The 13856-nt window shown below is 72.4% G+C and carries 10 protein-coding genes and 1 tRNA gene; 6 read left to right on the top strand and 5 right to left on the bottom strand.

The window, feature by feature from the left end:
• Window positions 1-10: 10 nt before the first annotated feature.
• Window positions 11-3877, bottom strand: a complete 3867-nt coding sequence (locus tag ACZ4EG_RS22410) for a Pls/PosA family non-ribosomal peptide synthetase (RefSeq protein WP_467791805.1) — start codon at window positions 3875-3877, stop codon at window positions 11-13.
• Window positions 3878-4238: 361 nt separating this feature from the next.
• Window positions 4239-4326, bottom strand: a tRNA-Leu gene (locus ACZ4EG_RS22405).
• Between the two features lie 198 nt (window positions 4327-4524).
• Between ACZ4EG_RS22405 and ACZ4EG_RS22400 the strand changes: the two genes are divergently transcribed.
• The 3 genes from ACZ4EG_RS22400 to ACZ4EG_RS22390 all read left to right on the top strand — a co-directional run bounded on the left by ACZ4EG_RS22400 (window position 4525) and on the right by ACZ4EG_RS22390 (window position 7192).
• On the top strand, window positions 4525-5850 hold the full coding sequence (locus ACZ4EG_RS22400; RefSeq protein ID WP_453549830.1) for a M20/M25/M40 family metallo-hydrolase: 1326 nt from the start codon (window positions 4525-4527) through the stop codon (window positions 5848-5850).
• Window positions 5851-6014: 164 nt separating this feature from the next.
• The gene (gene chpH / locus ACZ4EG_RS22395; protein WP_317442434.1) at window positions 6015-6248 is read left to right on the top strand and encodes a chaplin ChpH; all 234 of its coding nucleotides are present in this window, start codon (window positions 6015-6017) and stop codon (window positions 6246-6248) included.
• Window positions 6249-6406: 158 nt separating this feature from the next.
• Window positions 6407-7192, top strand: a complete 786-nt coding sequence (locus tag ACZ4EG_RS22390; protein ID WP_467791804.1) for a chaplin — start codon at window positions 6407-6409, stop codon at window positions 7190-7192.
• Between the two features lie 85 nt (window positions 7193-7277).
• Here ACZ4EG_RS22390 and ACZ4EG_RS22385 read toward each other — a convergent pair whose 3' ends face one another.
• Window positions 7278-7466: a DUF5703 family protein gene (locus ACZ4EG_RS22385; protein ID WP_067050609.1), complete on the bottom strand. Its 189-nt coding sequence runs from the start codon at window positions 7464-7466 to the stop codon at window positions 7278-7280.
• Between the two features lie 47 nt (window positions 7467-7513).
• Between ACZ4EG_RS22385 and ACZ4EG_RS22380 the strand changes: the two genes are divergently transcribed.
• A complete protein-coding gene (locus ACZ4EG_RS22380; RefSeq protein ID WP_453549825.1) occupies window positions 7514-8221 on the top strand; it encodes a hypothetical protein in 708 nt (235 codons plus the stop codon).
• A gap of 98 nt (window positions 8222-8319) precedes the next feature.
• On the opposite strand, the gene ACZ4EG_RS22375 is transcribed toward ACZ4EG_RS22380, so the two are convergent.
• Both ACZ4EG_RS22375 and ACZ4EG_RS22370 read right to left on the bottom strand, forming a co-directional pair.
• Entirely contained in the window at window positions 8320-10545 is a 2226-nt protein-coding gene (locus tag ACZ4EG_RS22375) for a helix-hairpin-helix domain-containing protein (RefSeq protein WP_467791803.1), read from the bottom strand.
• Window positions 10542-11525 (bottom strand): aldo/keto reductase, encoded by a 984-nt coding sequence (locus ACZ4EG_RS22370; protein WP_390711002.1) that lies wholly within the window; start codon window positions 11523-11525, stop codon window positions 10542-10544. Before ACZ4EG_RS22370 ends, ACZ4EG_RS22375 begins: the two co-directional genes overlap by 4 nt.
• 184 nt (window positions 11526-11709) lie before the next feature.
• Between ACZ4EG_RS22370 and ACZ4EG_RS22365 the strand changes: the two genes are divergently transcribed.
• Both ACZ4EG_RS22365 and ACZ4EG_RS22360 read left to right on the top strand, forming a co-directional pair.
• Complete coding sequence (locus tag ACZ4EG_RS22365; RefSeq protein ID WP_453549819.1) at window positions 11710-12765, top strand: LLM class F420-dependent oxidoreductase; 1056 nt, start codon at window positions 11710-11712, stop codon at window positions 12763-12765.
• A 300-nt stretch (window positions 12766-13065) separates the two neighbouring features.
• Window positions 13066-13854 carry a ferritin-like domain-containing protein gene (locus ACZ4EG_RS22360; protein ID WP_467791802.1) on the top strand — a complete coding sequence of 263 codons (789 nt, stop codon included), beginning with the start codon at window positions 13066-13068 and terminating at the stop codon, window positions 13852-13854.
• Window positions 13855-13856 lie beyond the last annotated feature (2 nt).

Below are 13856 nucleotides of genomic sequence, written 5' to 3'. Positions count from 1 at the left end.
TGGCCCGCGTTCAGGGCCGCCATGCCTCGATCGGGTTGCCGAGCCAGCGGGTGTCGTCCGGGACGGACTCCGCGGCCATGACGAGCGACGCGGGACCCAGCGTCGTACGGGCCCCGACCGTGCTGCCGGGCAGCACGATCCCGCCAGGGCCCAGCGTGGCGCCCTCACGGAGAACAACAGTATCCGTCCGCAAGATCCGGTCGTGGAAGAGGTGCGTCTGGAGCACACAGCCACGGTTCACGGTGGCGGCGTCCTCCAGGGTCACCAGGTCCGTCTCCGGCAGCCAGTAGCTCTCCACCCACACGCCCCTGCCGACCCGGGCGCCGAGCCCCCGCAGCCATGCCGTCATCAGCGGAGTGCCCGGCACCGACCCGGCCAGCCACGGCACGGCCACGACCTCGACGAACGTGTCCGCCAGCTCGTTGCGCCACACGAAGGAGCTCCACAGCGGATGCTCCCCGCTGCGGTGCCGCCCCACCAGCAGCCACTTCGCCACGATCGACACGACCGCCGCCGTCGCCCCGGCCGCGAGCAGCACGAGACCCGACAGCAGCGGGGCCCACGCCCCCAGCGCGCACAGCGCCGCCACCGTCAGCACGGCCAGCGCCGCCGAGCAGAACACCGGCACGATCCGGCACAGCTCCACCAGCCCGCGCCCCCACAGCAGCCGGGCCGGCGGGTCGTACGTACGGCTCTGGTCGCCGTCGTTCGCGCTGCGCGGCAGCTTCACCGGCGGCAGCCCGAGGTACGAGGTGCCCTTCTTGGCCTTCTTCGGCGTCGCCGACAGCACGCCGACCAGACCGCCGTCCGGCACGCTCCGCCCCGGCGCGGTCATCCCGGAGTTCCCGAGGAACGCCCGCCGCCCGATCTCCGCGCGCCCGATCCGCACCCAGCCACCGCCGAGCTCGTACGGCGCCGTCAGCGTGTCGTCCGCCAGGAAGGCCCCGTCGCCGACGGTGGTCAGGCTCGGCAGGGCGAGCACGGTGGACACCTCGGCGCCCCGACCGATCCGCATCCCGAGCAGCCGCAGCCACACCGGCGTCACCAGGCCCGCGTACAGCGGGAACAGCGTCTCCCGGGACCGGTCCATCAGCTGAGTGACGGTCCACGCCTGCCAGCCGATCCGGCTGTGCGTCGGATGCGTGCCCTCGCGCAGACCCACACTGAGCAGCCGTACGGCGAGCAGGATCTTCAGCGCGTACACCAGCCCGTAGGCCAGCGTGGCCGGGACGAGCGCGAGCGCGGCTCCCCGCAGGGCCTGGCCGAGTCCCGCCCCGGGCGTCACGAACACACCGGCGACCAGCAGCGCCGCCACCGCCGCCGACACCGGCAGGGCGCTCAGCGCTACGCCCGTCACGCCGTACATCACCCGCCAGTACGTGCCCCGCTGCGGCCGCTCCTTGGGCCAGTTGCGCTTGGCCTTGCCGAGCTTGACCGCGGGCGCGCCGGCCCACCGCTGACCGGTGGGAATCTGCCCGGTGACGGCCGAACCGGGCGCCACCTCGGCCCGCTTGCCGACCCGCGCGCCCGGGAAGAGCATGCTGCGCGTCCCGACGACGGCGTGCGCACCCACCTTCACCGGCCCGATCTCCAGCCGGTCCCCGTCCAGCCAGTACCCGGACAGGTCCACCTCGGACTCCACGGCGGCACCCCGCCCCAGCTTGAGCATGCCGGTGACCGGGGGCAGCGAGTGCAGATCCACGTCCTGGCCGACCTTGGCGCCCAGCGCCCGCGCGTACCGTTCCAGCCACGATCCGGTCAGCGTGATCGCCCCGCTGAACTCGGCCAGCCGCTCGGCGGCCCACAGCCGCAGATGCACGCTCCCGCCGCGCGGATACCGGCCGGGCCGCACGCCCCGCAGCAGCAGCCGCGCCCCGCCCGCGGCGAGCGCGAGCCGTCCGGGCGGGCTGAAGAACAGCACGGCGCCCGCCGCGATCAGCCACCAGGGTGCGGTCGGCAGCCAGGAGTAGCCGGGCAGCAGGTTCCCGAGCGCGGCCAGGGCCACTGTCCAGCGCAGCCCGAGCAGGGTGTACAGGGGGACGAGCAGGAGAAGCTGGATGATCTGGGCGCGCACCGGGACCGGCGCGACCGTCCGCCGCGCGCTGTCGTCGTGCGCGGACGCCTCCAGGCGCCGGGCCAGCTTGCGCAGGGTGGGCTGCTGGTAGATGTCGAGGACGGCGGCGCTCGGGTAGCGGGTGCGCAGCCGGGTGGTGAGCTGGGCGGCGGCCAGGCTGCCGCCGCCGATTGCGAAGAAGTCGTCACCGGCGCTGCTCACCGGGATGCCGAGGACTTCCGTCCACTGCTCGGCGAGCCAGGCCTCGGTGCCGTAGAGCTGCTCGGCCTTCCCGCCGGTCTCCAGGCCCTCCAGGGGCCACGGCAGGGCGTCCCGGTCGACCTTCCCGGACGTCCGGGTCGGCAGTTCACCGACCGGCGCGAGCAGCGGCACCAGGGCGGCGGGCAGCTCGGCCCGGAGCTTCTCGACGGCGGCCGCGTGGTCCCAGCCGTCCTGGGTGACGACATAGCCGACAAGGAGCTGGTTGCCGCCGCGGGCGGTGCGCACGGCGGCCGCGGCCCCCGCGACGCCCGGGAGCGCCTGGAGCGCGGCGTCCACCTCACCGAGCTCGAGACGGCGCCCGCCGAGCTTGATCTGCTCGTCGGCCCGCCCCAGGAAGATCAGCCCTTCGGGATCGGCCCTGACCAGGTCACCGCTGCGGTACGCGCGCTCCCAGCCCAGCGACTGGAGCGGCGCGTACTTCTCCGCGTCCTTCTCGGCGTCGAGATACCGCGCGAGCCCGACCCCGCCGATGACCAGCTGCCCGCTGCCGCCCATGGGCACGGGCTCCCCGGCCTCGTCGACGACCGCCAGTTCCCAGCCGCCCAGCGGCAGCCCGATCCGCACCGGCTCCTCACCGGTCATCAGCGCCGCACACGCCACGACGGTCGCCTCGGTGGGCCCGTAGGTGTTCCACACCTCGCGCCCCTCCGTGACCAGCCGCTGCACCAGCTCGGGCGGGCAGGCCTCACCGCCGAAGATCAGCAGACGTACGTCGTTGAGGGTCTCCGGCTCCCACAGCGCGGCCAGCGTCGGCACCGTGGACACGAGGGTGATCTCCTGCTCGACCAGCCAGGGACCGAGGTCGGCACCGCTTCTGACCTGCGAGCGGGGCACGGGCACCAGACAGGCGCCGTACCGCCAGGCCAGCCACATCTCCTCGCAGGACGCGTCGAAGGCGACCGACAGCCCCGCCATGACCCGGTCCCCGGGCCCGATGGGCTCCTCGACGAGGAACAGGGCCGCCTCGGCGTCCACGAACGCGGCGGCGCTGCGGTGCGTGACGGCAACGCCCTTGGGCTTGCCGGTGGACCCGGAGGTGAAGATGATCCAGGCGTCGTGCTCGATGCCGGGGCGGGCGGCCGGGACCTCCGACGTGCCGTCGACACTGATCCGGTGCCCGGCCCCGATCACGGCCCGCACCTGCGCCTCCCCGAACACCAGCTCGGCCCGCTCGTCGGGGTCCTCGGCGTCGACGGGAACGTAGGCGGCACCGGCCGCGAGCACGGCCAGGACGGCGACGTACAGCTCATTGGTCCCGGACGGCACCCGCACGCCCACCCGGTCCCCGAGCCCGACGCCCGCGTCCGCGAGCCGCAGCCGCAGTCGCTCCACCTCGACGGCCAGGGCCCGGTAGGTGAAGCGCGTCGTCCCGTCGTCCAGGGCGAGCTCGTCCGGGTACGACCGTACGGATGCGTCGAACACGTCGACGAGCGTCCGCGGCGAGGCGGCCGCTCCCGCGGAGAAGCGTGCCGTGTCGCCGAACTGCTCGCGGATTTCCTCGTCGAGCAGGCCGAGGGCGCTGCCCTCCTGAATGGCTGCCATCCGGTCCTCGCGTCTAGTTCCCGGAAGCCTCCGGGGCGCTGGCGGGCCCGCAGGTCTGCCTGGGGTTGTCCGGCTCCAGCTCGGTAACAAGCCGGAAATATTAGTACGACGCTATGCTCCACCCCTTCGTCCGGCCACTTGGGGCAGCCGTCCGGGGGAGGCCGTGGGCGCGGGCGCACGCCTGTGACCTGGAGATCCGTGGGGGAGACGAGAGATGGCCCACATCCGTGCAGACGGCATGCAGAACTGGCGCCACGCACCGCCCAGTTGACCGGCCGTGGGGTGCGCCCGTGCGGATGACGGACCGTCAGGAACCGTCGGAGGGAAAGCCCGAGGGCCCCTGCTGAGCAGAGGCCCTCACTGGTGTCCGAGGGGGGACTTGAACCCCCACGCCCGATAAAGGGCACTAGCACCTCAAGCTAGCGCGTCTGCCATTCCGCCACCCGGACAAGGTGTCTGTCGTGCGGGGTTTCCCTCGCGGCGACGAAGGAAACATTACCAGGCTTTCGGGGGGGCCGATCACGCCCCGTCCCCGGGCCCGTGGCAGCGTGAACGGCCTGTGACGGACCGGGTCCGGTCTTGGGGCGGACGCGGGGGAGAGGGAGGATGAGAGGGACCGACCAGCAGTGACAGTGGGAGGAATCGGCGTGAGCGAGACGGACACGGCCAGAGGCGTCACCGGCGAGGACGAGGTCGTGGACCTCTGCCGCGAGCTGATCCAGATCGACACCAGCAACTACGGAGACCACTCCGGCCCCGGCGAGCGCAAGGCCGCCGAGTACGTGGCCGAGAAGCTCGCCGAGGTGGGTCTCGAACCGAGGATCTTCGAGTCGCACCCGGGGCGTGCCTCGACCGTGGCCCGTATCGAGGGCGAGGACCCGTCGCGGCCCGCGCTGCTGATCCACGGCCACCTCGACGTCGTACCGGCCAATGCCGACGACTGGACCCACCACCCGTTCTCCGGCGAGGTCACGGACGGATGCGTGTGGGGGCGCGGTGCCGTCGACATGAAGGACATGGACGCCATGACGCTCGCCGTGGTGCGCGACCGGCTGCGCGGCGGGCGTCGGCCGCCCCGGGACATCGTGCTCGCCTTCCTCGCGGACGAGGAGGCGGGCGGCACGTACGGCGCCCGGTGGCTGGTCGACAACCATCCCGACCTCTTCGACGGCGTCACCGAGGCCATCAGCGAGGTCGGCGGGTTCTCGTTCACCGTGAACGAGCAGCGGCGCCTCTATCTGATCCAGACGGCCGAGAAGGGCATGCACTGGATGAAGCTGACCGTGGCCGGCACGGCCGGGCACGGGTCGATGATCCACCGGGACAACGCGATCACCGAGCTGTCCGAGGCGGTCGCGCGCGTGGGGCGGCACAAGTTCCCGGTGCGGGTCACCAAGACGACCCGTGCCTTCCTCGACGAACTCGGCGACGCGCTCGGCACCGAGCTCGACCCGGAGGACATGGAGTCGACCCTCGCCAAGCTGGGCGGCATCGCCAAGCTCATCGGCGCGACCCTGAGCAACACGGCCAACCCCACGCAGCTGAACGCCGGCTACAAGGTCAACGTCATCCCGGGCGAGGCCACCGCCAATATCGACGGCCGGTTCCTGCCCGGGTTCGAGGAGGAGTTCCTCGCCGACCTCGACCGGATCCTCGGCCCGAAGGTCAAGCGCGCGGACGTGCACTCCGACAAGGCCCTGGAGACCACCTTCGACGGGGCGCTCGTCGAGGCCATGCAGTCCGCGCTGCTCGCCGAGGACCCGGCCGCCAAGGCCGTCCCGTACATGCTCTCGGGCGGTACGGACGCCAAGTCCTTCGACGACCTCGGCATCCGCGGCTTCGGCTTCGCGCCGCTGAAGCTGCCGCCGGAGCTGGACTTCGCGGGCATGTTCCACGGCGTCGACGAGCGGGTGCCGGTGGACGGGCTGCAGTTCGGTGTGCGGGTGCTCGACCGGTTCATCGACGCGTCCTGAAAGCCCGCCGAAACGAATCACCCGGCGACTTTGATAATCGGCCACCTGTACGGAGGTGACTGAGAAGAGTGAATGTGACCATAGGTTCGTAGCTCCATTACTCCCTCCTCGTTACTGGTGATGCGATCAGCTACTTGGGATCGCTTTGCCAACAAGGAGGAACAATGCTCAAGAAGGTCGTCGCTGCTGCGGCTGCCACTGGTGGTCTGGTGCTCGCTGGCGCGGGCCTCGCCGTCGCCGACTCCGGTGCCCAGGGTGCCGCCGTGCACTCCCCGGGTGTCGTTTCCGGCAACGTTGTCCAGGTGCCGGTGCACGTCCCGGTGAACGTCTGCGGCAACACGATCTCGGTGATCGGGCTGCTGAACCCCGCCTTCGGCAACACCTGCGTCAACCACTGACGACGACTCCCCGAGGGGCGTCCTTCCGTCGGCCCCGGAGCGCGCGCCTTGCGCTCCGGGGCCGAACGGTCTTTTCACGCTGAATTCACCGGAGGATTCGCCGTACGAATTCAGCGCAGGAAATTCGTAGCAGGAACGAAGGCAGGGGGGAATCACCAATGCGACTGGGTACCCGCAAGGGACTGATGACCGTGGCTGCGGCCACCGGAGTTCTCGCCGCGGCGGGCGGCTACGCCCACGCCGACTCGGGCGCGAGCGGCACCGCTTCGAACTCGCCGGGCGTGCTGTCCGGCAACACCGTGCAGGCACCGGTGCATGTGCCGGTGAACATCTGCGGCAACACCGTGAACGTCGTCGGGCTCCTCAACCCGTCCGTGGGCAACAAGTGCGCCGACCAGGGCGGCTCCGGTGATCACGGCGGCTCGCACGCGGGCGGACACACCTCGGGCTCGCCCGGCGTCGGCTCGGGCAACACCGTGCAGGCGCCGATCGACGTGCCGGTCAATGTGTGCGGCAACAGCGTCAATGTCGTGGGGGCCGGCAACGCCGCCATGGGCAACGACTGCGCCAACGGCGGCTCCGGGGGCGGACACCCCAGCCAGCCGCCCGGCGGGGGCCATGGAACGCCTCCAGGGGGCGGCCACGGTACGCCGCCGCCCGGTCAGCCCGGCAACCCCGGTCAGCCGGGTACGCCCGGTCACCCGGGCCACCCCGGAACGCCCGGTCACCCGGGCACACCGCCCTCCAAGGGCCACGGCACCCCCGGCGGCTCCTCGCACCGCGGCCCGCAAGGGGCGAGTTCCGTCGTCGCCCAGCTGCCCTCCGGCGCCGCGCAGCTCGCCCACACCGGTAGTGACCTGCCGATCGGCATCGTGCTGCCGGTGGGCGCGGGGGCCCTGCTCGCCGGGGCCGTGATGTACCGCAAGGCCCGCGCCTCGGCATAGCGCACGGGCACGGGACAGGACCGGAACCCGGGAAAACGGAGCGGGCCCCGCCGAAGCGGGGCCCGCTCCGTTCAGGTGCCCCGGCTCACCACGTGGCGCGCACCTGGCGAATGATCCGCCGGCGCAACCGCACCTTGCGGCTGCCGTCGCGCATCAGGCTCAGTCGGTCCAACTCCCAGTGTCCGTACTCGGCATGGTCCGTCAGCAGACGCGTCGCCTCCTTGCGGGAGACCCCGCGCGGTACGTACACGTCGACAAATTCGTATTCCGGCATCGCATCTATTGTGCGGGCTGGGGCCCGGTACGGATAGCGTCTGCACTATGTCTGATGCTGCGCAGCCCACCGCTGCCGAGGTACGCGCCGCCGCCGAGGCGGTCAAGACCGCGCTCGACCGTCACCTGGCTGCGGTCGAACGCAGGTCGGGGGAGGACGACCCCGGTGTCTACGAGGCGTTCAACGAGCTGGCCGCGGCCGCCGAGGCGTACGACGAGCTGCTCTACGACCGCTATGACGAGGTCACGCCCTTCGAGATCCCCGGTACGGAAGACACGCTGCCGCCGTACGCGGGCCCCGAGGAACCGAGCGCGATCAGTGTGCTGATCCGCCGCGACTACTCCGTCGCGGAACCACAGCGACTGCTCGCGCAGGCCGAGCGGGTCGAGGCGGTGGAGTACGGGGACGGCGCGGACACGGAGACCTCCGGCACGGTGCACGGGGCGCTGGGGGTCCTGTTCGGGGAGTTCGAACCGGACGAGATCGCCTCCCGGCACAAGGAGTTCGGGCTGGAGGAGGGCGACGCCACGCTGTGGGTGACCGCCGCGGACGACCCCACCGACCCCGGCGAGTGGCTGGAGGCGCCCTTCGAGCAGGTCGACCCGCAGCGGGTGGTCTGCCGCTTCGACGTCAGCGCGGTCTTCGACGACGAGATCGACGACGAGATCGACGACATGACCGGGGACGACGGTCTGGAGGACGAGCTCGACCTGGACGGCGACGAGGACTTGGAGCCGTTGGACGCGGATCGCTGATCCGTCGATCCTCGCCCCGTGCGTGACCGATCGTGGATCGCTGACGCACGGAGCGGTGCCGGACCGACGCCGAGGCCGGTCCGGCACCGCCGGAGAGCTCAGCCGGACGCCGGGACCTGGGCCTTCAGCAGGGCCGGCAGCCGGGTCGTGCGCGGCTTGGCCAGGGTCTCGGCGACCGCCCTCGGCAGCGCCTGCTCCACACCGTGGACCACGGACAGATGGCGGGCCGCCCGGCTGAACGCCGTGTACACCCAGGGCCGGCTCAGAGCCTGTGCGGCGTCACCGGGCAGCACCACGACCACCGCGGGCCAGCGGCCCCCCACGGCCTGGTGCGCGGTCAGCGCCCACCCATGGCGCACGGACTGCTCCACGCGCTCCCTCGGTACGACCACGGGGGCGCCCGAGCACGACAGGTGCAGCCCGTCGGCGTCGGCCTTCACCACCAGGCCCGGCAAGGTGCGCCCCGGCGCGGGGGAGTAGGCGATCCGGTCACCCGGGTCGAAGCCGCCGAACCGGCCCGGGCCCGGGTTGAGCCGTTCCTTGAGCGCCGTGTTGAGTGCACGGGTGCCCGCGGCTCCGCCGTGCCCCGGGGTGATCACCACGGTGTGCTCGGCCGGTACGCCGATGGCCCGCGGCACGGAGTCCGCGACCAACTGCACGGTCCGGTGCACCGCCTCGCCCGCGTCCCGCACCGGCACGATGACGAGCTCCTTGCCGGGCGCCTCGACCTGGTGGAGCTCGCCGACGCCGATGCCGGAGACCAGTTCGCCGAGGGGGCCGGGATCGGGCACGCGCGAGGCGACCTGCGGGCACACCCGCGCCGCCAGCAGGTCCGCGAACACCCGCCCGGGCCCGGCCGACCAGAGCACGGCGGGATCCCCGGCCAGGACCAGCCGGGCGCCGTCCGGCAGCGACTCGACGAGCAGGGCCGCCGTCTCCACGTCCAACTGGGGCGCGTCCAGCACGATCAGCAGGTCGAGGTCGAGCGCACCGTCCGCGTCCCGCCCGGGGCCCTCGGCGCCGGACAGCAGCCCCGCCACGGTGGCCGTCCCGCCGCCGGACGGTCCGTCCTGCTCGCCGAACCCGGCCGCCAGGGCCGTGAAGTCGTCCCGGCCGCCGTCGGTGTGCGTCACCGCCCAGGCGCGCAGCCCGATACCGGGCGCCTCGTGCAGCAGGCGTGCCGGGTCGGCGAGAGACGCGTGTCCGCCGGTGTGCAGCACCAGCCCGTGCGCCGCGACCGCCCGGATCAGCTCGCCCGCGGAGCCCCCGGCAGCGCTGGCGGCCCGCTCCCGGGCCTCGCCCGGACCGTCCTCCTTGGGCACGGAGTTGAGCAGACGGGCCAGGCCGTCGGCGAGGCTCTCCTCGGCGAGTGCGTACCGCTCCAGGCCGACCAGGACACGGACGGGCCGCTCCTCGCCGTCCTCCTCCTCGTCGTCCTCCCGGGGTTCCGGCCGGACCGGGGCTCCCGGCTCGTCGAGGGCGTCCTGGAAGACCAGGGCCTCACCCTCCGCGAGGGCGCTCTGCACGGCGGCGTCCGGATCCGGCACACCCCGCTGGGCCAGCGCCGCGGTGAGCACGGGCAGCTCCAGGGCGGTGTGCCCGGCCAGGGCAGCCTGCTCAAGGAGCCAGCCGGTCATCGCACGGGCGCGCCGCTCGTCGTCCGGGCCGCACTCCGTGCCGAGCAGTGCCCGCGCGAACCCGTCGGCCTGCTCGGGCCGCACCCCGGTGACCTTCAGGAGCTGCCACGGGTCGTCCCGCAGCTGTGTGTCCGCGCCTTCGCCGAGGGCCGCCGCGACCTGAGGCGCGAGGGCGTCGGGCGCGCCGCCCTCGGTCAGGACACGGCGTACGGCGTCGACGGCTTCCGGGGCAGGGGCAGGGGCAGGGTCGGGCGCGGTGAGTGCGGGAGCCTGACCGGCTGCCTGTGCCGCGGGCCGCGGTCGGCGCGCGGACTCCGGCGACGCCGGTCTGCGCGGGGCGGGGGCCGGTTCGGCGAAGACCGTGGACGCCGGCTTCTCACCGCTCTCCACCGCCCGTACGGCCGCGAGCAGATCGGCCGCCTTGCCGCTGAGCTTGGTGCCGGCGGCGACCGGCCCCTTCTTCTCGGCCTTGCGGCGCTCGATCCGCTCCCGTTCGACCTGTTGGGCCGCCAACTCGGCTTCCGCCTCGGACCGTTCGGGCGCGGCGGCGGTCTCCGCCCGATCGGGCCGGGCCTCCGCCCCGGCATCCGAGGCCGACGGGCCGGCGGCGGTGCCGCTCTCCGCGGCGTCCGGGACCTCCGGGGGCCCCGGCTCGGCTTCGTCCGGGGTCTCCGGCTCCGTACTCACAGCGTGCTCCAGTCGTGATCGGGATAGCGGTGCAGGGGCGCCGACACATCGTCCAGCGCCCGGCAGATCTCGTCAGGAAGACTAAGGGCCTCCACTGACAATGCCGCCGTGAGCTGCTGTGCGTTGCGCACGCCGATGATCGGGGCGGCCACGCCGGGCCGGTCGCGCACCCACGCGAGGGCCACCTGGAGCGGAGTCACCGCCAGCCCGTCCGCCGCCGTCGTCACCGCGTCCACGATGCGGGTCGCCGTGTCGTCGAGATACGGAGCCACGAAGGGCGCCAGATGCTCCGAGGCACCGCGCGAGTCCGGGGGAGTGGCGTGGCGGTACTTGCCGGTCAGCACACCGCGGCCGAGCGGCGAGGAGGGCAGCAGACCGACCCCCAGGTCGAGGGCGGCGGGCAGTACCTCGCGTTCCACGCCGCGCTGGAGCAGCGAGTACTCCATCTGTGTGCTGGCCAGCCGGGTGCGCGTGCCCGGGGCCGCGAGCTGCCAGGTCGCCGCCTTGGCGAGCTGCCAGCCGCAGAAGTTGGAGACTCCGGCATAGCGGGCCCGGCCGCTGCTCACCGCGAGGTCGAGGGCCTGGAGGGTCTCCTCCATCGGGGTGTCCGGGTCGAAGGCGTGCACGTGCCAGATGTCGACGTGGTCCGTGCCGAGGCGGGCGAGGGAGGCGTCCAGCGCGGCGAGCAGATGACCGCGCGAGCCGTCGAAGCGTCGGTCCGGGTCCGGAACGCTCCCCGCCTTCGTCGAGATGACCAGGTCCCGGCGCGGCACGAGCCCTTCTATGAGCTGTCCGAGCAGATACTCGGCCTCTCCGTCGCCGTACACGTCCGCGGTGTCGACGAGGGTCCCGCCCGCCTCCCAGAACGCCTTCAGCATGTCCGCGGCGTCGTGCTCGTCGGTGTCCCGGCCCCAGGTGAGGGTGCCGAGCCCGATCCGGGACACGCGCAGGCCGGTCCGGCCGAGATGCCTCTGCTCCATGAACGCCGAGATTACTGGCCAGAGGTGATGGATTGGGTTGCCTGTGGACAACCGATTTCCGCGCGCGGACCGGGGCCGGGCCGGCCGCCGCGCCCACCGAAGGCGGCACCCTCTGCCGACGGAAGGCCCGCCGCGCTAGTGTCTCCGGCACAGGGACATTACTGATCAGTAAGGGGATGCGCTCATGCAGCTCGGGATCAACCTCGGCTACTGGGGTGCCGGAATGGACGCGGACAACCTCGCCGTGGCCCAGGAGGCGGACCGGCTCGGGTATGCCGTGTGCTGGGCCGCGGAGGCCTATGGATCCGACGCGCCCACGGTGCTCTCCTTCGTCGCCGCGCGCACCGAGCGCATCGACGTGGGCTCCGCCATCATGCAGATCCCCGCCCGCCAGCCCGCGATGACCGCGATGACCGCCGCGACGCTCGACTCGCTCTCCGGGGGACGCTTCCGGCTCGGCCTCGGTGTCTCCGGGCCGCAGGTCTCCGAGGGCTGGTACGGCGTCAAGTTCGACAAGCCGCTGGCGCGGACGCGGGAGTACGTCGAGATCGTGCGCAAGGCCATGACGCGCGAGCGGCTGTCGTACGAGGGCGAGCACTGGACGCTGCCGCTGCCCGGCGGCCCCGGCAAGCCGATCAAGCTGACCGTCCATCCGCAGCGCGAGCACATCCCGCTCTACATCGCCGCCATCGGCCCCAAGAACCTGGAGCAGACCGGTGAGATCGCCGACGGCGCGCTGCTGATCTTCCCCTCGGCCGAGCACCTCGAGGACACCGCCATGAAGTACCTGCGTGCGGGCCGGGAGAAGGCGGGCCTGACCCTCGACGGGTTCGACGTCTGCCCCACCCTCCCGCTGGCCGTCGGCGACGACAAGGACGTGACCCGGCTCGCCGACACCTTCCGCCCCTACACCGCGCTATACGTCGGCGGCATGGGCAGCCGCAAGCAGAACTTCTACAACCAGCTCGCCCAGCGCATGGGCTACGAGAAGGAAGCCGCCGAGGTCCAGGACAAGTACCTGTCCGGCGACAAGCAGGGCGCCGCGGCCGCCGTACCGCACGAGCTGATCGACCAGACCACGCTGCTCGGCTCCGTGGACCGCATCGCCGACCGCATGAAGGCCTACGCCGAGGCCGGGGTGACCACCCTCACCCTCGCTCCCGCGGGCTTCACGCTCGACGAGCGGATCGCCTCCCTCCGCGCCGGCAGCGAGGCCGCCGAGCGCGCCGGACTGGTGTGAGGCCGACCGGCGAGGAAATGCCATGCGGGGGTAAAGTGGACGTAAAGAGAGCGTAACGCCCGAAGGGGACTTTCAGCGGCCGTGGTGGGGGCTCGGGGGTCTTCCCCGCCACGGCCGTCACGGGGAACAACGCGCCCGGGCCCCCGGCGGTTACGCCCCCGGTACGACACCGGTGCTCCTTCTTTCGGCGCACTTGTCCGACGCAGCTGTTGCAACGCCTCCGGTGCCGCAATTGACTCGTTCTTTGCGGAACCTGCCGAAATATGCGGAATCCGCACGTCCTGCGGAGAGGTGCCCACCATGCTTTCGGCCAAGAGTCTGTTCCAGGAGATCCTCGACAACGACGAGTCCTTCCGGCTCTTCTGCTCCATCGCGGCCAGCGGGGAGTCCCAGGGCGGCTGGGAGAACGCGCGGATCGCCGCGCTGGTACCGCAGACCGAACGCGAACTCGCCCCCAAGATCGCCCGCCACGGCGCGGACGAGGACAAGCACGGGCGGATCTTCAACGCCCTGATGAAGAAGCGCGGACTGCGACCCGTCCCCGTCCCGCCCGACACCGACTACACCATGCTCCTCGAAGGGCACGGCATCGGCCTCGCCCACGAGAAGCTCACCGCCGACCGGCCGCTGACCGTGCAGGACATCGTCACCTACCTCGCCCACAGCCGGGTCACCGAGCAGCGGGCATCCGAGCAGATGGAACTGCTGCGCAAGCACTTCGCCGACCACCCGGACATCGGCCGCGCGGTGCGGATGATCTCCCAGGACGAGGACAACCACCTCGCCTACTGCCACGAGGAACTGCTCCGCTTCGCCCGCGCCGGCCACGGCCGCGCCATCCAGCGCACCCTGCGCGAGTGCGCCCTGGCCGAGATCCGGATCTACCGGGACGTCAGCCTCGCGGTCATGGCCCGCATGGGGCGCATCCTGCGCTGGCCGAGGTCCAGGTCCCTGGTGCTCGCGGCCGGCATCCACGCCGTCTACGCGTGGGAGCGGCTCGCGGGTTGGCGGCGCATGGTGTCCCTGCGGATGCCCGAGCGGCGCAACGCCCTCGGCGGACCCGCGACCACCGCCGCCGAGTTCGCCTGAGA

It is taken from the genome of Streptomyces sp. NPDC025638, from assembly GCF_055558775.1.
The sequence above is the reverse complement of the archived record's forward strand: the minus strand, read 5'-3'. Positions and strand labels throughout refer to the sequence as shown.

What these genes read in the sequence shown, in the direction of transcription:
- chpH (WP_317442434.1), top strand. Translation starts at nt 6,015, where the DNA reads ATGCTCAAGAAGGTCGTCGCTGCTGCGGCTGCCACTGGTGGTCTGGTG.
- ACZ4EG_RS22370 (WP_390711002.1), bottom strand. Translation starts at nt 11,525, where the DNA reads ATGGAGCAGAGGCATCTCGGCCGGACCGGCCTGCGCGTGTCCCGGATC.
- ACZ4EG_RS22390 (WP_467791804.1), top strand. Translation starts at nt 6,407, where the DNA reads ATGCGACTGGGTACCCGCAAGGGACTGATGACCGTGGCTGCGGCCACC.
- ACZ4EG_RS22360 (WP_467791802.1), top strand. Translation starts at nt 13,066, where the DNA reads ATGCTTTCGGCCAAGAGTCTGTTCCAGGAGATCCTCGACAACGACGAG.
- ACZ4EG_RS22385 (WP_067050609.1), bottom strand. Translation starts at nt 7,466, where the DNA reads ATGCCGGAATACGAATTTGTCGACGTGTACGTACCGCGCGGGGTCTCC.
- ACZ4EG_RS22365 (WP_453549819.1), top strand. Translation starts at nt 11,710, where the DNA reads ATGCAGCTCGGGATCAACCTCGGCTACTGGGGTGCCGGAATGGACGCG.
- ACZ4EG_RS22380 (WP_453549825.1), top strand. Translation starts at nt 7,514, where the DNA reads ATGTCTGATGCTGCGCAGCCCACCGCTGCCGAGGTACGCGCCGCCGCC.
- ACZ4EG_RS22410 (WP_467791805.1), bottom strand. Translation starts at nt 3,877, where the DNA reads ATGGCAGCCATTCAGGAGGGCAGCGCCCTCGGCCTGCTCGACGAGGAA.